Annotated in this window: 22 protein-coding genes and 3 pseudogenes; 12 read left to right on the plus strand and 13 right to left on the minus strand. The window is 71.4% G+C overall.

All coding sequences use genetic code 11. The annotated features are described in order from the left end of the window. The 8 genes and pseudogenes from MKK49_RS16415 to pdxH form a co-directional block, all read right to left on the minus strand. Positions 1 to 83: pseudogene (locus MKK49_RS16415) on the minus strand (IS5/IS1182 family transposase); the annotation flags it as partial. 52 nt (positions 84 to 135) lie between these two features. After that, positions 136 to 573: an EamA family transporter gene (locus MKK49_RS16420; RefSeq protein WP_244030309.1), complete on the minus strand. Its 438-nt coding sequence runs from the start codon at positions 571 to 573 to the stop codon at positions 136 to 138. Positions 574 to 663: 90 nt separating this feature from the next. Next, a complete protein-coding gene (locus MKK49_RS16425; protein WP_056095935.1) occupies positions 664 to 918 on the minus strand; it encodes a hypothetical protein in 255 nt (84 codons plus the stop codon). A 157-nt stretch (positions 919 to 1075) separates the two neighbouring features. After that, positions 1076 to 1513, minus strand: coding sequence for a TIGR02301 family protein (locus MKK49_RS16430; RefSeq protein ID WP_279595577.1), 438 nt, complete (start codon positions 1511 to 1513; stop codon positions 1076 to 1078). A gap of 35 nt (positions 1514 to 1548) precedes the next feature. Further along, positions 1549 to 2061: an NUDIX hydrolase gene (locus MKK49_RS16435; RefSeq protein WP_244030310.1), complete on the minus strand. Its 513-nt coding sequence runs from the start codon at positions 2059 to 2061 to the stop codon at positions 1549 to 1551. A gap of 10 nt (positions 2062 to 2071) precedes the next feature. Beyond that, positions 2072 to 3184: a hypothetical protein gene (locus MKK49_RS16440; RefSeq protein ID WP_244030312.1), complete on the minus strand. Its 1113-nt coding sequence runs from the start codon at positions 3182 to 3184 to the stop codon at positions 2072 to 2074. After that, positions 3177 to 3899 carry an SDR family NAD(P)-dependent oxidoreductase gene (locus MKK49_RS16445; RefSeq protein ID WP_056095925.1) on the minus strand — a complete coding sequence of 241 codons (723 nt, stop codon included), beginning with the start codon at positions 3897 to 3899 and terminating at the stop codon, positions 3177 to 3179. Before MKK49_RS16445 ends, MKK49_RS16440 begins: the two co-directional genes overlap by 8 nt. A gap of 160 nt (positions 3900 to 4059) precedes the next feature. Next, a complete protein-coding gene (gene pdxH / locus MKK49_RS16450) occupies positions 4060 to 4695 on the minus strand; it encodes a pyridoxamine 5'-phosphate oxidase (RefSeq protein ID WP_244030314.1) in 636 nt (211 codons plus the stop codon). Between the two features lie 86 nt (positions 4696 to 4781). On the opposite strand from pdxH, the gene MKK49_RS16455 reads away from it, so the two are divergent. The 3 genes from MKK49_RS16455 (at position 4782) to fabI (ending at position 7406) form a co-directional block, all read left to right on the plus strand. After that, positions 4782 to 5309: an RT0821/Lpp0805 family surface protein gene (locus MKK49_RS16455; RefSeq protein ID WP_244030316.1), complete on the plus strand. Its 528-nt coding sequence runs from the start codon at positions 4782 to 4784 to the stop codon at positions 5307 to 5309. Between the two features lie 177 nt (positions 5310 to 5486). After that, on the plus strand, positions 5487 to 6404 hold the full coding sequence (locus tag MKK49_RS16460; protein WP_244030318.1) for a DnaJ C-terminal domain-containing protein: 918 nt from the start codon (positions 5487 to 5489) through the stop codon (positions 6402 to 6404). A 159-nt stretch (positions 6405 to 6563) separates the two neighbouring features. Then, positions 6564 to 7406, plus strand: a complete 843-nt coding sequence (gene fabI, locus MKK49_RS16465; protein WP_244030321.1) for an enoyl-ACP reductase FabI — start codon at positions 6564 to 6566, stop codon at positions 7404 to 7406. 9 nt (positions 7407 to 7415) lie between these two features. On the opposite strand, the gene MKK49_RS16470 is transcribed toward fabI, so the two are convergent. From MKK49_RS16470 to MKK49_RS16485, 4 genes are all read right to left on the minus strand, one after another. Further along, positions 7416 to 7868: a MarR family winged helix-turn-helix transcriptional regulator gene (locus MKK49_RS16470; protein ID WP_244030323.1), complete on the minus strand. Its 453-nt coding sequence runs from the start codon at positions 7866 to 7868 to the stop codon at positions 7416 to 7418. Then, complete coding sequence (locus MKK49_RS16475; RefSeq protein ID WP_244030325.1) at positions 7856 to 8173, minus strand: putative quinol monooxygenase; 318 nt, start codon at positions 8171 to 8173, stop codon at positions 7856 to 7858. Before MKK49_RS16475 ends, MKK49_RS16470 begins: the two co-directional genes overlap by 13 nt. 102 nt (positions 8174 to 8275) lie before the next feature. Beyond that, on the minus strand, positions 8276 to 9412 hold the full coding sequence (locus tag MKK49_RS16480) for an AAA family ATPase (protein ID WP_244030327.1): 1137 nt from the start codon (positions 9410 to 9412) through the stop codon (positions 8276 to 8278). An 81-nt stretch (positions 9413 to 9493) separates the two neighbouring features. Continuing rightward, positions 9494 to 10432 (minus strand): polyphosphate kinase 2 family protein, encoded by a 939-nt coding sequence (locus MKK49_RS16485; protein WP_244030329.1) that lies wholly within the window; start codon positions 10430 to 10432, stop codon positions 9494 to 9496. Between the two features lie 116 nt (positions 10433 to 10548). Between MKK49_RS16485 and MKK49_RS16490 the strand changes: the two genes are divergently transcribed. The 3 genes and pseudogenes from MKK49_RS16490 to MKK49_RS24835 all read left to right on the plus strand — a co-directional run. After that, on the plus strand, positions 10549 to 11139 hold the full coding sequence (locus tag MKK49_RS16490) for a histidine phosphatase family protein (RefSeq protein WP_244030331.1): 591 nt from the start codon (positions 10549 to 10551) through the stop codon (positions 11137 to 11139). Positions 11140 to 11322: 183 nt separating this feature from the next. Continuing rightward, positions 11323 to 13212 (plus strand): annotated as a pseudogene (locus MKK49_RS24830) (amino acid adenylation domain-containing protein); the annotation flags it as partial. Positions 13213 to 13329: 117 nt separating this feature from the next. Further along, positions 13330 to 15441: pseudogene (locus tag MKK49_RS24835) on the plus strand (Pls/PosA family non-ribosomal peptide synthetase); the annotation flags it as partial. Positions 15442 to 15728: 287 nt separating this feature from the next. Here the strand turns inward: MKK49_RS24835 and MKK49_RS16500 are convergent. Next, entirely contained in the window at positions 15729 to 17069 is a 1341-nt protein-coding gene (locus tag MKK49_RS16500; protein WP_244030336.1) for a dihydroorotase, read from the minus strand. An 87-nt stretch (positions 17070 to 17156) separates the two neighbouring features. On the opposite strand from MKK49_RS16500, the gene MKK49_RS16505 reads away from it, so the two are divergent. From MKK49_RS16505 to MKK49_RS16530, 6 genes are all read left to right on the plus strand, one after another. Beyond that, positions 17157 to 18005: a YgfZ/GcvT domain-containing protein gene (locus MKK49_RS16505; protein WP_244030338.1), complete on the plus strand. Its 849-nt coding sequence runs from the start codon at positions 17157 to 17159 to the stop codon at positions 18003 to 18005. 47 nt (positions 18006 to 18052) lie between these two features. Then, positions 18053 to 18697 carry a DNA-3-methyladenine glycosylase I gene (locus tag MKK49_RS16510; protein ID WP_244030340.1) on the plus strand — a complete coding sequence of 215 codons (645 nt, stop codon included), beginning with the start codon at positions 18053 to 18055 and terminating at the stop codon, positions 18695 to 18697. A 23-nt stretch (positions 18698 to 18720) separates the two neighbouring features. Next, positions 18721 to 19281 carry an HD family hydrolase gene (locus MKK49_RS16515; RefSeq protein ID WP_244030348.1) on the plus strand — a complete coding sequence of 187 codons (561 nt, stop codon included), beginning with the start codon at positions 18721 to 18723 and terminating at the stop codon, positions 19279 to 19281. Beyond that, on the plus strand, positions 19281 to 19793 hold the full coding sequence (locus tag MKK49_RS16520) for a tyrosine phosphatase family protein (RefSeq protein WP_244030342.1): 513 nt from the start codon (positions 19281 to 19283) through the stop codon (positions 19791 to 19793). The genes MKK49_RS16515 and MKK49_RS16520 overlap by 1 nt, the downstream gene beginning before the upstream one ends. A 215-nt stretch (positions 19794 to 20008) precedes the next feature. Next, positions 20009 to 20305 carry an exodeoxyribonuclease VII small subunit gene (locus MKK49_RS16525; protein ID WP_244030344.1) on the plus strand — a complete coding sequence of 99 codons (297 nt, stop codon included), beginning with the start codon at positions 20009 to 20011 and terminating at the stop codon, positions 20303 to 20305. A gap of 124 nt (positions 20306 to 20429) precedes the next feature. Continuing rightward, the coding region (locus MKK49_RS16530) for a 1-deoxy-D-xylulose-5-phosphate synthase N-terminal domain-containing protein (RefSeq protein ID WP_244030350.1) at positions 20430 to 20585 on the plus strand (156 nt) is incomplete at its 3' end.

The following is a 20585-nucleotide window of genomic DNA, read 5'->3' on the forward strand; positions in this document are numbered from 1 at the left end:
GGCCGGCCCGTGCGCGGCTTCTGCGGAGGCAGCAACGGGGCGATCTGCTCCCACTGCGCATCAGTCAGTTCGTAACGTCGCATCCCGACAACATGGGGGCGATCACCACGCCCGTGAACCCTTTGCAGAGACGCCCTAGCCCCGGTAAGCCACCAGCACGGCCCCCGTGGCGATGAAGGCCACCCCGAGCCAGTTCGCCAGGGACAGCCGCTCGCCGAGAAAGACGGCCCCGAAGATCGCCACCAGCACCACGCTCAGCTTGTCGACGGGCGCGACACGGCTGGCTTCGCCGAGCTTGAGGGCGCGAAAGTAGCAGATCCACGAGCCCCCGGTGGCGAGTCCCGACAGGACCAGAAACACGTAGGTCCGGCCCGACACCGACCCGAGGGGCTGCCACTGCCCGGTGCCGACGAGAATGGCACCGAGCGCGCAGAGAATCACGATCGTCCGGATGAAGGTGGCGAAATCGGAATTGACGTTGGCGATGCCGACCTTCGCGAAGATCGCGGTCAGGGCCGCGAAGGCGGCCGAGAGCAAAGCCCAGAACGGCCAGGACCCGAGCAGGGATTTCAAGGGGCGAGGCCCCTCGGGGATCGGCCCCGGATCTCACGAAAGGCGACGTCCCGCCGCGCGCTCCGGTCCGGCAGGGTCGTCACCGCCCCTTCAATGCTGCGGGGCCGTGGTGAAGGCGCCGCCGCGGATGCGGTCCGGAAAACCTTCGGCGTAGCGGGCGGTGGCCTCCTCGCCGTAGGTCATCACCAGTTCCTGGAACGCCGCGAACAGGGCGGCCTGGGCCATGCAGTCGCCGTCGAGGCCGTCGAGACAGCCCTCGGCGAACGCCTCCGACACGTAGCCGAGCGCGGCGCGCTTGTCGTCGAGATCCGCCTCGAAGGGCGCGGGGGCTGATTCAGCGTGCATGGCCAGGCTATCGTTGGCGCCGAAGGACCGCTCGGCAGGTTCCAAGGATGATAGGGCGCAGAATCGGGCCCGCAAAGCCAGGAATTGCGAAGCGGTTAACGTCGGCGCTCGAATTGCGCGAATTAACCAGTGGCCTTCGGAGTGTGGCCCGGCCGCATCACCCACCGAACCGGCTGGCCAGGGCATGCGACAGGCGCTCGCCCTCGGCCACGAACCGGGCGGCCGCCTCCCGGGCGGAGGGCGTGCAGACGCGGTAGGTCAGGGCGTAGCCGCGATAGCCCCGGTTGTAGGCGCCGGCCAAGCGGTCGCGGCGGCCGGGGGTGACGCCCTCGGCCTCCAGGAGCGCCTTCATCCGCACGGGCCATTGGGCCGCGTCCGGGTCGGTGCAGAGCTCGCGCAGGAAGGCCAGGGCCCCGACGATCTCGGACAGCCGCATCAGGTCGCGGTCGTAGGGCGCCGGCGGCGGCTCGGGGGCGAGGGCCGGCTCCTTTTCGGAATTCTTGCCCTCGCTCTTCGGCGCGGCGCGGGACGGCGCCCCCCGCCCCTGCTGGGCCTCGGCGCCGGGGACCGCCGCCAGGATCGTCACGAGGCACAGGCATAGGCCGAAGACGGGGACCGGTCCGGGCTTCGTCACGCGGCGGATGTCCCAGGTGTCCCAGGTGTCTCGGGAATCTCGGAAATCTCTCGGGCGGCGACCCGCGCGAAGGCGGCCGCCACGGTGCCGTCGAGGCCCGGCGTGGTGTCGAGGCCGGCCAGCTCCGCCAGGGTCGCCCAGCGCACGGCCAGCGCCTCCGGTCCCGCCACCGGCTCGCCGCCGGTCCACAGGGCGGCGTGGGGATGGACCACGTAATGGTGGCGCGTCCGGCCGTCCGCGGCGCGCAGGATGATCTCGGTGGGGGGCAGCACGCCGACCACCTCCGCCGCGAGGCCGACCTCTTCGCGGAGCTCGCGCAGGGCCGCCTCGGCCAGGGCCTCGCCGGCCTCGACGAGGCCCCCCGGCAGGGTCCAGACGCCGCGCATGGGCGCGTTGGCGCGGGCGGCGAGCAGCACCCGGTCGCCCCGGATCACCGCGATGGAGGCGCCGACGAAGGGACGCGTCGGGAACAGGCGCGTGGCGTCGTCGGGAGAAACGGTCTCAGTCATGGATTGGGATTCATGGCTTGGGATTCACCACGGCGATGCGCCCGTCGGCGAGGCCGACGAGGAGGCGGGCGGCCGGTCCCGTCCCGAGGGTGGCGACGCCGAAGGCGGCGGGCGCCGGCAGGGGAACGCGGGCACGCTCCGTCACGGCGCCCTTCAGGGAGACGATCGCCAGAGCCGAGCGGTCCGCCACCGGCAGGGCGAGGTCCACGGCCCCGTCGCGGGGGAGGAGGGCCGACAGGCCGGGACCGCCCTCGCCAGGCGCCGCGGCATCGTAGCCAAGTGCCGCGGCATCGTAGCCGGATGCTGCGTGAAGAACGCGCAGAGCCCCGCCCTCGTAGGCCCAGAGCCGGAGGCGGGTGACCCCGTCGGTCGGCCCCGTCACGGCGATCTGCGGCCGGCCGGTGCCGGAGAAATCCGCGATGCCGGCCACCTGGAGCGGCTTGCCGGCCTCCAGGGGGCCGCGCGCCCGCACGCTCCAGCCGGCCTCGGCGGGCTCGATGACCGCCAGCGACGAACCGCCCTCGGTTTCGGTCACGGCGAGGATGGCGGGGCGCCCGTCGAAGGCCGCGATCTGCGGGGACCGCAGGGCGAAGGCGGCGTCGGGGGCGGGCCGCACCGTCGCGGTGGCCACCGGCACGGGCTTCGGCTCGGCGCTCATGGGAACGGCTTTTCGCTCGCGGATCACGAGGGCGCCCGCCCCCGTGCGGCCCCCGACCGTCACCGGCTCGGCTAGGTGGGCCGACAGGGCCCCGGCGATGGCCCGGCGCGAGCCGGCAAGCGCCCCGCGCGGGGTCTCGGCGGCGGCCAGCCCCTCCACGGCCTCGCGGCCCAGAAGCGTCACGGTCACCCGCCCATCCACGAGGGCGAGGGCGGCGCCCCCCGCCTCCCCCCAGACCACCGCGATGGGGGCGCCGTCCTCGGACGCGCCGCCCTTGGGCCGCGCCAGGGGCAGGAGGCCGGAGGTCGCCACGGCCACGGCGACTTCGCTGCCGGGGCCGCGCAGGGCGCTCGCCGCGAACGGCAGGTCGAGGAGGGTGGCGACGGGCTCGGCGGCGACCGGGAGCGACGGGGTCAGGACCAGCAGGGCAGCGAGGAGCGCGGGCAGCCCCCCGCGTTCAGACATGCTGGCCGCCGTTGATGTGCAGCTCGGCGCCGTTCACGTAGGACGAGGCCTCGGTGCACAGGAAGTAGATGGCTTTGGCCACCTCGTCGGGGGTGCCGAGGCGGCGCTGGGGGATGCCCGCGACGATCTTGTCGGTGCCGGGCGAGAGGATCGCCGTGTCGATCTCGCCGGGCGAGATCGCGTTGACGCGCACCCCGAGGGGCCCGAAATCGCTCGCCATCTCACGGGTGAGGCCGGCCAGCGCCGCCTTCGAGGTGCCGTAGGCCGCCCCCGCGAAGGGATGGACGCGGGAGCCCGCGATGGAGGTGACGTTGACGATGGAGCCCTTGGCCCGCGTCAGCTCCTCGCACAGGCCGCGCGCCAGGAGGAGCGGCGCGAACACGTTGACCTGAAACACCTTGCGCCAGTCGCCGAACTCCGTGGCGATGGCGCCGAGGCGCTCGCCGTTGGCGCCTTTCGGCGAGATGCCGGCATTGTTGACGAGCGCGTGGAGCAGGCCGCCCTCGTCGGCCAGCCGCCCGGCCACCTCCCTGATCCCCCGCATGGTATCCTCGGGATCGGCGAGATCGACCTGGAGGTGATCCTCCGGGCCCATCTCCCACGGACAGTTCTCGGGAAACGCGTGGCGCGAGCAGGTGATGACCCGCCAGCCGGCCGCCGAGAAGCGCTTGACCGTGGCGTGGCCGATGCCGCGGCTCGCGCCCGTGAGCAGCATGACGCGGCGGCGTTCGTTGGAGGATGTGGCCAAGACCGTTCCTTCAGGATCGGGAGGCGGTTAACCAGAAGACACCCGCCACGCCGATCTCAAGGTCTAAGGGGCGCCGGCCCTAAAATCCAGGGTCCATCCCGCGCCGCACCACGGGCGGCGCGTGGCGTCAGGGATAGAGCCGCGCGCCCGTCCAGCCGTCGCCCGCGCGGGTGAAGCGCACCCGGTCGTGCAGGCGGAACGGGCCGTCCTGCCAGAACTCGATCGAGACCGGCGCGATGCGGTACCCGACCCAGTTCTCCGGGCGCGGCACCGGGCCGTCCTCAAACCGGGCGGCCAGCGCCGCGACCTCCGCCTCCAGGGTGGCGCGGTCGGCGAGCGGCCGCGACTGCCGGCTGGCATGGGCGCCGATGCGGCTGTCGCGGGCCCGGCTGGCAAAGTACGCGTCCGCTTCCGCCGGCGTGACGGGCGACACGGGGCCGCGGGCCCGGACCTGCCGGCGCAGGCTCTTCCAGTGCAGCACGAGGGCTCCTTGAGGGTTCTGCGCCAGTTCCTCGCCCTTGGCCGACTCCGTGTTGGTGTAGAACACGAATCCGCGCGCATCGACGCCCTTCAGGAGCACCATGCGCACGTCGGGCAGGCCGTCGGAGCCGGCGGTGGCGAGCGCCATGGCGTTGGCGTCATTGAGCTCGGACGCCTCGGCCTCGGCCATCCAGGCGCCGAACAGCGCCCACGGATCGGCGGCGCGGGTGAAGTCGTTCGAGGGGGCGGGGTCATCGATCCTTAACCGATCCAAGGCGAACATCCTGCTGAGCGTGAGATCCGGGTCGGGGGGCACCGACGTGGGGCGCGGTTGGCCGTCGGTCCTCTCCCGTCGTGAGTTCAGGTGTAATGCGTCGGTGCGACTCTAGAACGAAAGGGCCGGCGGCCAACATCCCCGCCGTTGGGATTTCGACCCGGGGCATCGGGACCAGGCGGACATGGCGGACGCTCGCCGCCCTCGCCTTCCTGCCCCTGTCGGGCTGCGGCCTGCCGATCATCACCTTCCAGGCCGAGACGGCGGCGGAAGCCGCCCCGCCGCCAGAGCCGACGAGCACCGGCAGCATCGGCCGGCACCCGGAGGGGTTCGGGCACGACCTCGGCACCGAGGATTGGCGCCGGGCCCACGCGGCCCTGTCGGTGGCCCTCGATCCGCAGGGCAACGGCCGGCCGGTGAAGTGGGACAACCCCGAGACGAGCCTGCGCGGCTCCGTCAATCCGACGGGCCTTCCTTACGTCTCCAACGACCAGATCTGCCGCGACTTCCTCGCCTCGGTGATCGCCCCCGGCCGCAGCCGGTTCCTGCGCGGCACCGGCTGCAAGCCGTCGGGCGGCGAGTGGGCCCTGAAGCGGGTGCGCGGCACGAAGGCGGCGATCTGACGCCTGAAGAACGGCGCCTTCGATGATGCGCCGGCGAAATCTTGGGTGCTCCGCGTTGCGAAGCCGAGTCGAACCGTCCACATCGGGGGCGATGATTCCGACGGAGGGGACCGCCGGCTCCCCACGGCCAGGCTGTTCACGGCCAGGCTCCTCACGGCACCGAGACAGTGTTGACCGATGCGCAATCCCTACGACGTGCTGGGCGTGCCCAAGGGCGCCAGCGAAGCCGACATCAAGAAGGCCTACCGCAAGCTCGCCAAGGCCTACCACCCCGACCGCAACGCCGGCGACGCCAAGGCCAAGGACCGCTTCGCCGAGGCGAACTCGGCCTATGAGATCCTGGGCGACGCGGGCAAGCGCGGGCAGTTCGACCGGGGCGAGATCGACGGTGACGGCAAGCCCCGCGCCAGCGGTTTCGAGGGCTTCGGCGGCGGCGGACGCGCCGGCGGGTTCGGCTTCGAGCAGGCGGCCCGGGGACGCGGCGCCGGCGGTCCCGGAGGGATGGGCGACGACATCTTCTCGCACCTGTTCGGCGAGGCGTTCCGGGCCGGTGCCGGTGGGGCCGGGGCCGCACCCCGCGAGCCGGCCAAGGGCGACGACGTGGCGGCCGAGCTCAGCGTGACCCTCGAGCAGGTGGCGAGCGAGGAGAAGCTGCGCCTGTCCCTGCCGGGCGGGCGCGACGTCGACGTGGTGGTGCCGCGCGGCGTGGTCGACGGTCAGGTGATCCGCCTGCGCGGCCTCGGAGCGCCGGCCGGGCGCGGCGCGCCGGGCGACGCGCTGCTCACCATCCGCATCCTGCCGCACCCCCGCTTCACCCCGGACGGCGCGGACCTGCGTGCCTCCGTCGAGGTGCCGCTCGAGGACGCGGTCCTCGGCGGGCCGATCCGGGTGCCGACCCTGACGGGCGCCGTCGAGATGCGGATTCCGGCGATGACGGGTTCGGGCCGCACCTTCCGCCTCAAGGGCAAGGGCCTGCCGAAGAAGGACGGCACGCGGGGCGACCTGTTCGCCACCACTGCCATCGCCCTGCCCGACGCCGAGGACCCGGCACTCACCGACTACGCCAAGGCCCGGCGCGCCGCGCGGGTGGGTTGAACCCGCACGAAGAATCACGGACTTCCGTCACCGCCATGCCTCCGCTAAGAGTGCCCGCGGCGCGTGCCGTTCAAGAGTGCGCGCGGCGCGTGCCGTCCGTCCGGTCCCTCCGGCCGGGCCTCGTCACGCCCAGCGGACGCTTCTGGCTCAGGTGACTTCATGGCGGACACGAATCCGGTTCACGATCACGTCGGCGGCCTGCTGGCCGGCAAGCGCGGCCTGGTGCTCGGTGTCGCCAATAACCGCTCCATCGCCTGGGGCATCGCCCGCTCCGCCGCCGCGCACGGGGCCAAGCTCGCCTTCACCTACCAGGGCGACGCCCTGAAGAAGCGCGTCGAGCCCCTCGCCCGCGAACTCGACGCCCACGTGGTCGGCCATTGCGACGTCACCGACCCGGCCTCCATCGACGCGGTCTTCGCCGCGACGGCGCAGGTGTTTCCCGAAGGCCTCGACTTCGTCGTCCACTGCATCGCCTTCTCGGACAAGGACGAGCTGACCGGCCGCTACCTCGAGACCTCGGAGGCGAACTTCACCAAATCGCTCCTGATCTCGTGCTACTCGTTCACGGCGATCGCGCAGCGCGCCGAGCCGTTGATGAAGGACGGCGGCTCGCTCCTGACCCTGACCTATTACGGCGCCGAGAAGTGGATGCCGCACTACAACGTCATGGGCGTCGCGAAAGCGGCCCTGGAAGCCTCCGTGCGCTATCTCGCCGCCGACCTCGGCCCCTCGAAGATCCGCGTCAACGCCATCTCGGCCGGCCCGATCAAGACCCTGGCGGCCTCCGGCATCGGCGACTTCCGCTACATCCTGAAGTGGAACGAGTACAACGCTCCCCTGCGGCGCACGGTCACCATCGAGGAGGTCGGCGAGACCGCCGCCTACCTCGTCTCCGACATGAGCCGCGGCATGACCGGCGAGATCCTCCACGTCGACGCCGGCTACCACGTCGTCGGCATGAAGAACCCGGACGCGCCGGACCTCAGCCTCGACAAGGATTGAGGACACGGGTCACGCCGTCCCATCGCCCTCGCGCGCCATGAAGTCGGCGATGAGGGCGAAGTAGCCGGGAAGGAGGTCGGCGAGCACCGCGCGCCCGGCCAGCGTCAACGTGAGGCGCTTGGCCCGACCGTCTCCGGGCGCCGGAACGCTGCCGAGCAGGCCCGCCTGCACCAGGGCCTTGACGGTTTCGGTCACGACGGGACGCGAAATGTCGAGCCGGTCGGCGATCGCGCTGGCTAGGAGACCCTCCTGCCCAGGCTCCCGATCAATGACGATCAGGACAAGGAAGCGCGTCTGCGACAGCGTGTGGGCCGTGAAATACGCCTCCAACGCGCGCATCAGCAGGCTCCCGCGCCTCAGGAGCCGGAGCGCCTCGGCTACAGCCTCGGCGTTCATGCCGGGGTAGCGCTCATGGTAGGTCTGGAGCATCTGCCGCGTGGGGAGGTCCTTCAGGAAGAACACGGAGCCTCCTCGCCGATCCTGCGCAGCCGCGTGATCTCGACCGGCCCGGAGAGCCACGTCCGATACTGGTCGAACACGGCGCACGTATAGGGCTGAGCATGGTGGGCGGCGAGCGCCGCGTCGTCGTCCCAGATTTCGTAGAGGTAGAGCGGCCCGTCGCCGTCCCGGTCTTCGTGCAGCGTGAAGCGGCGGCAGCCCGGTTCGGACCGTGTCACCGCCAGGATGTTCAGAACGGCATCACGGGCGGCGGCGCGATGCTCGGGCTTGGGCGTGATCCGGGCGAAGAGCACCAGCGGGTCCGACATGACGAGCCTCCATATAATTAGGATGCTAATCATTAAGACGTTCGATTGTGGTCGGCAAGTCCGGTCGGTCGGCACAGCCATTTCGGCGAGGAACCCTTCGCCTCACGCGTCATCCGCGAAATCGCCGAACAGTCTGAGCCCCTCGATCCAGGTCGCGCCCTCCCGCTTGATCACGCGGTGGGGCTTTGCGCCCCCCGCTTCGAGGATCGCGTCGGCCAGCCGTTCGGAATGGGTCACGAGCCAGACCTGCGTGCGTTCGGCAGCCTTGACGATCATGCGGGCGAGAGGAGCCAGCAGGTCTGGATGCAGGCTGGTCTCGGGCTCGTTGAGGGCGATGAAGGGGGGAAGCCGGTAGGCGAGCAGGGCGCCGGCGAGGGCGAGGAACCGGAGCGTCCCGTCGGAGAGTTCGGACGCTTCGAAGGTCCGCTTCGGATAGTCGGGAAACACCATGCCGAATCGTGCCTCGCGCCCCGGCAGGGGAAGATCGAGGCGGGCGCCCGGAAAGGCGTCGTCGACGGCGGCGGCGAGGTCGACCACGTCTTCCCGGATATGCTTGAGCGTGGCGAACACCGCGGCAAGGTCCGAGCCGTCCGAGGACAGGGTGGGCGCCGTCACCGCGAGGCAGGGCCGGCGCAGGGCCGAGGCGGCGTCCGTGCGGAAATCATGGTGGAAGCGCCAGGCCGTCAGGGCGCTCCGCACCTGATAGAGTTCCGGATAGGCGCCGGCATCCTGGGTGGTGCCGAGGACGGTCTCGGACGGCAGCAGATCGTAGCCGAGGCTGCGCTTGAGGCCCTCCGCGTCGCGTACGAACCCGCCCGGCCCCGCGCGATCGAGCATCGTGGCCGGGCGACGACCGGAGATCAGGCGAAGCCGCTCGGTCTTGAGGTCGGGCTCCAGGGGAAAGCCGGCCGCCCCCTCGAGCGGCTTGAAGCCGACCTCGACGGCATAATCGTACGCCAGGCCGCTGACCGGGTCGTCGAGTTCGACGCACCAGCGGATTCGGGCCGACTCGTGCAGCTTGCGCTCCCCGGCCCAGCTCACGGATTCCATGCCGCCCTCGGCGGCGAGATCCCGGATCAGGGTCCCGGCGGCGGCCGATTGCAGGCATTCGAGCGCCCGGTACAGGTTGGTCTTGCCGACCCCGTTGGCACCGATGAACAGGGAGAGGCGACCCACCGGGAAGCGGATCGCGCGCAGCGACCGGTAGCCCGACACGGCGACGTCACGAACGGCCAGCATGCCCGCGAACTCCCGTCGATCGCCGCGCATGACCTCGACTCGGCGATCAGCCGGAATATAGTCCTCGATCCCACCACGCTGTCAATCCGGCACGCGCATCCCGGCAATGTCGCCGTTCGCTTGCGGGAACCGCGGGTCCATCGCCTCCAGCGTGTCGGCGATGGTGCGGGCGACGAGGAGGTTGCGGAACCACTTTCGGTTGGCCGGCACCACGTGCCACGGCGCGTGCGGTGTGGAACACCGGGTCAGCGCGTCCGAGAACGCCGCCTGGTAGGCGTCCCAGGATTTGCGCTCGACGAGGTCGGCCGGATCGAACTTCCAGTGCTTCTCCGGCGTGGCGATGCGCGCCTCCAGGCGCTCCTTCTGCTCGTCCTTCGAGATGTGGAGGAAGAACTTCAGGATCGTCGTGCCCTCGGCCACGAGCATCCGCTCGAAGTCGTTGATCTGGCCGTAGCGCGCCCGCCAGACCGGCTCCGGCACGAGCCCTTTCACCCGCACCACCAGCACGTCCTCGTAATGGCTGCGGTTGAACACCCCAATTATGCCGCGCCCCGGCGTCCTGGCGTGGTAGCGCCACAGGAAGTCGTGTGCGGCCTCCTCGGCGCTCGGCACCTTGAACGGCCACACCCGGCACCCCTGCGGATTCACCCCCTCGAACACCGCCCGGATGGTCCCGTCCTTGCCGCCGGTATCGATGGCCTGAAACACCACCAGGAGGCTGCGCGCGCGCTCGGCGTAGAGCCGCTCCTGCAGGGACACGATGCGGGCGCGCTCCACAATCAACGCTTCCTTGGCCGCCGCCTTGTCGAGGCCGCCATCGGCATCCGCATCGACGGCCGACAGATCGAAAGCCGATCCTCCCGAGGCTTGGCCCGGCGCGACGGTGACGAGGCCCGGGGCGGCGTCAGGGCCGGAGGCCGTGCGCGGCTTGCGGGAACCGCCCTCCTCCGCCACCGTTCCCCCGGGTTCCCCGCCGGCTCCGGACTTGCTGGACGCCCGCTTGATGTGCTTGTGCGGCATATGGAAATTCGTTCTCTGACGAGCGGGGCGCGCAGGATCTTGAAATCGACCGAGACTTTGAGATCCACAACGATCCCCAAACGCGGCCGTTCCGGTGCGCCCCGGGGGGCCGCCCCGTGACCCCGACCCTCTACGTCGTCCGCCACGGCCAGACCGACTGGAACGCGGAAGGGCGGCTCCAGGGCCAGCGCGACATCGCCCTCAACGCCGAGGGCCTGCGCCAGGCCGACGAGGCGGCCGACCGCCTGATGCGGGCGGCGGGCGCGGATCTGCCCGGCCTCGACTTCGTCGCCAGCCCCCTGGCCCGCACCCGCCGCACCATGGAAGCCCTGCGCGCCCGCCTGGACCTGGCGCCGGAGGCCTACCGCACCGATCCGCGCCTGAAGGAAATCAGCTTCGGCACCTGGGAGGGCTCGACCTGGGCCGAGATCCGGCGCAGGGACGCGGCCCGGGCCCTGGCGCGGGACCGCGACCGCTGGGGCTACCGGCCGCCGGGCGAGGGCGGGGAAAGCTACGCCATGCTGGTCGAGCGCGTCGCCCCCGCGCTCGCCGCCCTCGAGGGCCCGGCCTGCATCGTCGCCCATGGCGGCGTCGCCCGGGCGATCCTGGTGATCCGGGGCTGCCTCGGCGTCCGCGAGGCGCCGCGCATGGGCATCCGCCAGGGCGGCGTGCTCGTCATCGAGGGCGCGTCCTGGCGCTGGGCCTGAGGGGGGCGGTCCGCAATGCGGCTTCGCATCACGCCCGGTTCCTGATCGCCCAAACGTGCTAGAGCGCTGCCGAACTTCGAGAAGCGCCGCGATTCCGGCGTGATCCGGGCGCCTTACCCGGCCAACGAAGCGCATTCCGAGGCCTGCTGCGTCAGCGGGCCGGGATCGGCAGCGGAGCAGTGGATGACCAGTCTCGCCGAGACGGCCCGGCCCCCGGCGGAGGGGCCCGCGCGCAAGGGGGTCCCGTCGGGGCAGGAGGTCCTGTCCGGACAGGAGGTCTTGTCCGGCAAGGCGATCCTGCGCGGCGAGATCCGTCCCGACCTCATCCGCGACGAGGTCCTGGGCGAGATCTTCTGCGCCAGCGCCGCCGCGCGGCCCGGTCATCCGGCCCTCGTCGACGGCGCGCGCACGAGCGCCGACGGCGCCCACCCGGCCCTCACCTACGCGGAGGTCGAGGCGCGGGCCGGTGCCATCGCCCGGGGGCTGGCGCATCGCGGTATCGGCCCCGGCGATGTCGTCGGCCTGTGGATGGCGCGGGGGCCCGATCTCCTCGTGGCGCAGATCGGCATCACCCTGTCGGGCGCCGCCTGGCTGCCTTTCGACGCCGAGGCCCCGGCCGACCGCGTCGCCGTGTGCCTCACCGACGCCGCCGCCAAGGCCCTCCTCGTCTCGCCCGCCCTGGCGCCCCAGGCGCCCGACGCCGCGCCGGCCCTCACCGTGGAGGCCCTGCTGGCGCAGACGCCCACCGACGCGCCCCGGCCCGATCCGCGCGCCGCCGGCCTGACGCCGGAGCACCCGGCCTACCTCATCTACACCTCGGGCTCGACGGGGGTGCCCAAGGGCATCGTCATCAGCCACGCCAACATCTGCCACTTCCTGCGCTCCGGAAACGCCCTCTACGGCATGCGGGCCGACGACGTGGTGTTCCAGGGCGCGTCCGTCGCCTTCGATCTCTCCATGGAGGAGATCTGGGTCCCCTACCTCGTCGGCGCGACCCTGTTCGTGGCGTCCCCGGCGATGATGGGCGATGTCGAGGCCCTGCCGGGCATCCTGGCGCGCGCGCGCGTCACGGTGCTCGACACGGTGCCGACCCTGCTCGCCATGATCTCGGGCGATCTTCCCACCGTGCGCCTCGTGCTGCTCGGCGGCGAGGCCCTGCCCGAGCCCCTCGTCGCCCGCTGGGCGACGGAGGCCCGCGCCCTGTTCAACACCTACGGGCCGACGGAGGCGACGGTGGTCGCCACCGCCGCGCGGATGCAAGCCGGCACGCCCGTCACCATCGGCAGCCCGATCCCGAACTACTCGGTCTACGTCGCGGGCGAGGCCCTCGAACTTCTCGGCCCCGGCCAGCAAGGTGAGTTGCTCATCGGCGGCCCCGGCGTCGCGAAGGGCTACCTCCAGCGCCCCGAGCTGACGGCGGAGAAATTCATCGCCAACCCGTTCGATTCGGACGGGAGCGACCCGGTGCTCTACCGCTCGGGCGACGCGGTCTCCCTCGATGCCGCCGGCAACATCCTGTTCCACGGCCGCATCGACGATCAGGTGAAGATCCGCGGCTTCCGGGTCGAGCTCGGCGAGATCGAGTCGCGCATCCAGGTGCTGCCCGGCATCAACCAGGCGGCGGTGGTCCTGCGCCAGGACGACGGGGTCGACCGTCTCGTCGCCTTCCTGGTCCCCGAGCGCGGCACGGAGATCGACAAGAGCCGCTTGCGCCACACCCTCTCCGAGCAGATGCCGCCCTACATGGTGCCGGGCCATTTCGAGGTGGCCGAGGTTCTGCCGCGCCTCACCTCCGGCAAGGTCGACCGCAAGGCCCTGCGCGCCGCGACCCTCACGGTGGCCGATACGTCCGGCGAGCAGGAGCCCCCGCGCAACGAGACCGAGGCCGCGCTCCTCGCCGCCGCCACCCAGGTGTTCGGCAACCAGGCGATCCCGTTCGAGGGCGACTTCTTCACCGATCTCGGCGGCCACTCCCTGCTGGCCGCCCGCTTCGTGGGAGCCGTGCGCGAGGCGCCGGCGCTCGCCGCCATCACCCTTCAGGACGTCTATGGACGGCGCACCCTGCGGGCCATGGCCGACGCCCTCATCGCGCGCACCGGCGGGGCGGGCACGCAGATGGCGGTGCGCGATCTCAGCTTCGCCCCGCCCTCGCTGAAGCGGCGCTTCCTCTGCGGCCTCGCCCAGGCCGCCGCCCTCCCCTTCGTCATCGCGCTGGCCACCTCGCAATGGCTCGGCATCTTCGTGACCTACCTCCTGCTCACGGGCGGCGGCCTCGGCTTCTTCGGCGAACTCGCGGTGCTGCTGCTGGTCTATATCGGCATCAACGCCGTCACGGCCGCCATCGCGGTGGCGGCGAAGTGGATCATCCTCGGACGGACCAGGCCCGGGCGCTACCCGCTCTGGGGCGTGTACTATTACCGCTGGTGGCTGGCCCAGCGCCTGACGCCGCTCGTTCACATCAAGTGGCTCCAGGGCTCGCCCGCCATCGTGTTCTACCTGCGGCTGCTGGGCGCGAAGATCGGCGACGACACGCTCATCTCCGACGCGGAGATCGGCGCGCCCGACCTCGTCACCATCGGGGCCGGCGCCTCGCTCGGCGGACGCCTCGTCATCGCCAACGCCGAGGTGGTGGGCGACGAGCTCATCATCGGCCGGGTCACCATCGGGGCGGACGTCGCCATCGGCGCCTCCTGCGTCATCGGCCCCGACACGGTCATCGGCGACCACGCCGAGATCGGCGACCTCACTACGATCCCCACCGGCACGGTGGTGGGCCGGGCCGAGGCCTGGGACGGCTCGCCGGGCGCCAAGGTCGGCACCGTCGATCCCGCGCTCCTGCCGGAGCCCGCCACGGCCTCGCCGCGGCGGCGCCTCGCCTTCGGGGTGCTCTACGCCTTCCTGCTGGCGGCGATCCCCGCCATCGGCCTGCTGCCGATCTTCCCGGCGTTCTACATCTTCGACCAGCTCAGCGATTCGCTGTCCGATCTCACGGACATCGACTACCACTGGTACCTGCCGCTGCTGACCTGGCCCACCGCCATGCTGATGACGGCCGGTACGGTCTTCCTCATCGCCGGCATCCGCTGGGCGATCCTGCCGCGCGCGACCTCCGGCACCCACTCGATCCACAGCGGGTTCTACCTGCGCAAATGGACGGTGGCGCTGGCCGCCGAGGTCACCCTCGAGACCCTCTCGTCGCTGTTCGCCACGGTCTACATGCGGGCGTGGTACCGGCTCATGGGCGCCCGCATGGGCCAGGGCGCCGAGATCTCGACGAATCTCGGCAGCCGCCACGACCTCGCCGATATCGGCATGCGCAACTTCGTCGCCGACGAGGTGGTGTTCGGCGAGGAGGAGATCCGACGCGGCTGGATGCACCTGCACGAGGTCCACACCGGGGCCCGCGTCTTCGTCGGCAACGACGCCGTGGTGCCGCCGGGGGCCGTCATCCCCGACGACGTCCTCATCGGCATCAAGTCGAAGCCCCCGGCCAACGACCTCATGGCGCCGGGCGACACCTGGTTCGGCTCGCCACCGATCAAGCTGCCGGCCCGCCAGCGCGTCGACCTCGGTTCCGACCTCCAGACCTACGAGCCGGGGCTGGGCCCCAAACTCCGGCGCGGCATCTTCGAGGCGTTCTCGACCTCGTTCTCGCCGATGCTGTTCATCACCCTCGCGATCTCGGCCATCGACTGGTACTTCTACCCCGCCATCCTGGCCCAGGACTGGACCGGGCTCGCCGTCTCCTTCGTCCTGGTCAGCGTCGCCATCGCCTTCATCCAGTCCTTCACCGTCATCGCGGTGAAATGGCTGCTCATGGGCGTCTACAAGCCCGGCATGCGGCCGATGTGGTCGTGGTGGGCCATGCGGACGGAGGCCGTGGCGGTTCTGTACTGGGGGCTCGCCGGCAAGGTGCTGCTCGAGCACCTCGTCGGCACGCCGTTCCTGCCCTGGATGCTGCGGCTCCTCGGCGTGAAGGTCGGCCGCGGCGTGTGCATGCTCACCACCGACATCACCGAGTTCGACTGCGTCACCATCGGCGACTACGCCACGATCAACCGCACCTCGGCCCTGCAGACCCACCTCTACGAGGACCGGATCATGAAGGTCGGCCGGGTGGTGGTCGGCGAGGGCGTTTCGGTGGGCGCGTTCTCGACGGTGCTCTACGACACCAGGGTCGGCGCCTATGCCCGCCTGCGCCCGCTCACCATCGTGATGAAGGGCGAGTCGATCCCGCCCCATTCCGAGTGGGAGGGCGCCCCGGCGGTACCGGTGGTGCACGCGGCCCCGAAGGCGGCGTGAAGGACGGGCTCGCCGACGCGCCTGTCCCGGACGCCCGAAACGCAGTAGAAGGCGATTCGGAACCCAGCACTCGAAGTGCCGCGAAGCGGCGCAGTTTTCGCAAGCCTCGACAGGTCGGCGCAGAGCACGACAGGCCCCCTCTCCTGGAAGGAGAGGGGACCCGCGCTCGCCAGAGACTGAACGGATCAACCGGAGACGTCATCAGCGCTGGGTCCCGGGTCGCATTCCGCTCACGCTGCATGCGCCCGGGAGAGGGGCGGCGCTCCAATCCGAACCGCCCGAAAAAATCACCCCCGCGGCGCCAGGGTCTCCTCGAACACCACGGCCTCGCCCCGCGACGGCGCGGTGAGCTCGCCCTGCCACATCACGGGGACGCCGCGCACGAGGGTGCCCACGGGCCAGCCCGTCACGGTGACGCCGTCATAGGGCGTCCAGCCGCATTTCGAGGCGATCCAGTCGTTGCGGATGGTCTCCCGGCGCTTGAGATCGACCACGGTCACGTCGGCGTCGTAGCCGACGGAAAGGCGCCCCTTGCGACTGATCCCGAACAGGCGCTTGGGGCCGGCACTGGTGAGATCGACGAGCCGGGCGAGCGACAGGCGCCCGGCCGCCACGTGGTCGAGCATGATCGGCACCAGGGTCTGGACCCCGGTCATCCCCGAGGGTGAGGCCGGATAGGGCTTGGCCTTTTCCGACAGGAGGTGCGGCGCGTGGTCGGAGCCGAGCACGTCGGCGACCCCCTGGGACAGCCCGTGCCAGATGCCGTCGCGGTGCGACGCGTCGCGCACGGGCGGGTTCATCTGAACGAGGGTACCGAGGCGGGCATAGGCTTCCGTACCGTCGAGGGTGAGGTGGTGGGGCGTCACCTCGCAGGTGGCGACGTCCTTCGCCTGCGCCAGAAACACCATCTCCTCCTTGGTGGAGATGTGCAGGATATGGATGCGCGCGCCCGTGGCGCGGGCGATGCGCACGAGGCGCTCCGTCGCCTTCAGGGCGGCTTCCGGCGAGCGCCAGACCGGGTGCGAAGCGGGATCGCCCGGCACCTGCCGATTCACCTGCGCCCGCAGCATCGGCTCGTCCTCGGCGTGGAAGGCGGCCCGGCGCCGGGTGCGCTTGAGGATCTCGGTGACGCCGGCATCGTCCTCCACCAAGAGCGACCCCGTGGACGAGCCGACGAACACCTTGATGCCGGCCGCCCCCGGCAGGCGCTCCAGTTCGGCGACCTCATAGGCGTTCTCGTGGGTGCCGCCGACCCAGAACGCGAAGTCGCAATGCATCCGGTGGTGCGCCCGTGCGACCTTGTCGGCCAGCGCCTCCGCGCTGGTGGTGAGCGGGTTGGTGTTGGGCATCTCGAACACCGCCGTGACGCCGCCCATCACCGCCGCGCGCGAGCCCGATTCCAGATCCTCCTTGTGGTCGAGGCCGGGCTCGCGGAAATGGACCTGGCTGTCGATGACGCCCGGCAGGAGGTGCAGGCCGGTGCAGTCGCGTCGTTCCGCGGCGTCCGCCCGCGACAGGTCGCCGATGGCGGCGATGCGGCCGGCCCGGATGCCGAGATCGGCCCCGTGCGCCCCATCCTGATTCACGATCGTGCCGCCGGAGAGCACGAGGTCGAAGGGCTGGTCCATCAGGGGGCTCCACATTGAGACGCGGGTGGCGGCGGCTTATGTCAGGCGAGGGTGGTGCGCAACGCCACCGGAATCCCTGGAGCCGCCATGCCGATCGCCCTGCTGCCCGACCGCGCCCTCGTCACCGTCACGGGCGAGGAGGCCACGGGCCTGCTGCAGGGCGTCGTCACCTGCAACGTCGAGACCCTGGCGCCGGGCGAGGCGCGGCTCGGCGCCCTGCTCACCCCCCAGGGCAAGGTGCTGTTCGATTTCCTGATCTCCCGGATCGACGGCGGCTACCGCCTCGACACAGAGGCGACGCGGGCACCCGATCTGCTCAAGCGCCTCACCCTCTACCGCCTGCGCGCCAAGGCGGCCCTCGCCCTCGATCCGGCGATCAGCGTCGCCGCCGCCTGGGACGGTGCCGGGACCGCGATGGACACCGATGCGGTGACGGACGGCCGCCTCGCGGGGCTCGGCACCCGCCTCTACGCGGCGCAGGGCGCCTTCTCGGCGGACGCCACGGAGGCCGATTACCACGCCCACCGCATCGCACTCGGCATCCCCGAGGGCGGGCGCGACTTCGCCTTTTCCGACGCCTTCCCGCACGAGGCGCTCATGGACCAGCTCGGCGGCGTCGATTTCAGGAAGGGCTGCTATGTCGGCCAGGAGGTGGTGTCGCGCATGCAGCATCGCGGCACCGCCCGCACCCGGGTCGTGCCCGTGGTCGCCGTCGAGGGCGATCTCGTGACGGGTGCGGAGATCACCGCCGGCCAGCGCGGCCTCGGCACCGTGGGTAGCGTCGCGGGGTCCCGCGGCCTCGCCCTCCTGCGCCTCGACCGCCTCGCCGATGCCCTCGCCACGGGCGAGCCCCTGCGGACGGGCGCCGCGCGCCTCGGCGTCGAGAAGCCGTCGTTCGCCACCTTCGCCTTCCCCGAGGTGGCGCAGGCCGGGTGACGCAGGGGATGTTTGTTCCCGGCCCGTTCTCCGGTTAAGACGGGACCATGCCCTCCGAATCCTCCGGCCTGATCCACCATCCCGACGGCTGCCCCCGCTGCTGGTGGGCCGGCCTCGACCCCGTCTACGTCGCCTATCACGACACCGAGTGGGGCGTGCCAGAGCGCGACAGCCGCGCCCTGTACGAAAAACTCATCCTCGACGGGTTCCAGGCTGGCCTGTCCTGGATCACCATCCTGCGCCGGCGCGAGGGGTTTCGCCGGGCGTTCCAGGGCTTCGACCCGGAGGCGATCGCCTGCTTCACGGACGCGGACGTCGCGCGGCTGATGGGCGACACCGGCATCATCCGCAACCGCGCCAAGATCGTCGGCACCATCGCGGGCGCCAGGGCCTTCCTCGCCATCGAGGAGCGCGGCCCCGGGTTCTCGCAATTCCTGTGGGACTTCGTCGAGGGTGCGCCGGTTCAGGGCACGGCCACCGAGCGGGCCGGCATCGCCACCGAGACCGACGTGTCGCGCCGGATGGCCAAGGCCCTGAAGGCCGAGGGCTTCGCCTTCTGCGGCCCGACCATCGTCCACGCCTTCATGCAGGCGGTGGGAATGGTCAACGACCACCTCGTCGGCTGCCACCGCCACGCGCCCTGCGCCGCCCTGGGCCGGACTTCGGGCAAGATCCCGGGAGGCGCCGCGTGAGCGGCTCGCGCGCCTGGCAGCGCATGCTCTCGGGCCGGCGCCTCGACCTCCTCGACCCGTCGCCCGACGACATCGCCATCGCCGACATCGCCCATGGGCTCGCCCGCGTCGCCCGCTGGAACGGCCAGACCGCCGGGCCGCACGTGTTCTCCGTGGCCCAGCATTCCCTGCTGGTGGAGGCCATCGGCACCGGGCTCAGGCCCGATCTCGCCCCGGCGCGGCGCCTCGAACTGCTCCTGCACGACGCCCCCGAATACGTGATCGGGGACATCATCTCGCCGTTCAAGGCGGCCATCGGCGATTCTTACAAGGCGGTGGAGCGGCGCCTGCTCGCCGCCATCCGCGCCCGCTTCGGTCTGCCCGAGCCCGCCCCGGAGGAGGTGCGCCTCGTCAAGCGCGCCGACGGGATCGCGGCCTACTGGGAGGCGATCCGCCTCGCGGGTTTCGACCGCCCGGAGGCCGCCACGATCTTCGGCGATCCGGGGCCGCTCACCGCCGGGGCCGAGGCCCTGCTCGATCCGTGGCCGACGGACGCGGCGCAGGCCCGCTTCCTCGCCCGCTTCGAAGCCCTCTGGGAAGCCTGATGCCCACGCTCCACGTCTGCCCCCTGTCGCGCCTGCCCGAGACCCTGGCGGGGACGGGCGCGCGCGGTCTCATGACCCTGATGAAGGCCGGCACCGCCATTCCTCGGCCCGATTCCATCGCCGAGGGCCGGCATTGCGTCGTCGAGGTCAGCGACATCGCCGCGCCCCTGGAGGGCCACGTCCTGGCCGACGAGGGCCATATCGGCCGCATCCTCGACTTCGTCGCGGCCTGGGACCGGGCCGACCCGCTCGTGATCCACTGCTACGCCGGCATCAGCCGCTCGACGGCCGCCGCGTACATCGCCGCCTGCGCCCTGGCGCCGGAGCGCGACGAGGGCGCCATCGCCGACGCCCTCCGGGCGGCCGCGCCCTCGGCCACGCCCAACCCCCTGTTCGTCGCCATCGCCGACCGGATGCTCGGCCGCGACGGGCGCATGAGCGCCGCCATCACCCGGATCGGACGCGGCGCCGACGCCTTCGAGGGCACGCCGTTCACCCTCGCCCTGGCCTGAGGGCGGACCACCCCGGCGCGATCGATCATCGCCGGATAGGCCATATGCGACAGGATCTTGGAGACAGGTCCGCAAGGGGATCATCAGGACGGCGGGTGTGGCCGAAACGACGCCCCCGGCGGCGAATCGATCCGGTCGCGCCTCGTCCACGGGCTCGCGGGGTTGTCGCGGGGACGAGGCCGCGCTTAAACCGGCACGATGAAGGGTAGACTGGAATGACTTCAGCGCGCTCCGCCGTTCCGGCGTCGACCGATGCTGGCGCCGCCGAACAGGATCTGGCTTCGATCCGGGACCTGCCGTTCGAACGGGCCCTCGAACAGCTCGAAGGCATCGTCCGCAGCCTCGAGAAGGGCGACGTGCCCCTGGACGAGTCCGTGGCGATCTACGAGCGCGGCGAGGCGCTCAAGCGCCATTGCGATGCGCTGCTGCAGCGGGCCGAGGCTCGCATCCAGAAGATCACCCTGGGTGCCGACGGCAAGGCCGCCGGCACGGCGCCCCTCGACACCGAATAGCGATGGCCGGGCGGATCGGACGATCAGCGCGCGAAGCTTCCAGGCTCCTGGCGCTGACTCAAAAAACTCATTTGCCGCAATCTCTTGCGCGCATGTCTTTCCTCCGGACGTGAGGGTGCTTTCGGTGTCCCAGCAAGAAACCTCGATTCTGGACGGACTGTCCGAGACGTCCGCGCTTCGCCTTCTTCCGGAGAGCGATCTTCCGGCGGTGGCGGAGGCCGTGCGGGCGGAGATGATCGAGGCCGTGTCGGTGACGGGCGGGCATCTCGGCTCCGGGCTC

This window comes from Methylobacterium sp. J-090, assembly GCF_022829345.1.
Classification (GTDB): domain Bacteria; phylum Pseudomonadota; class Alphaproteobacteria; order Rhizobiales; family Beijerinckiaceae; genus Methylobacterium.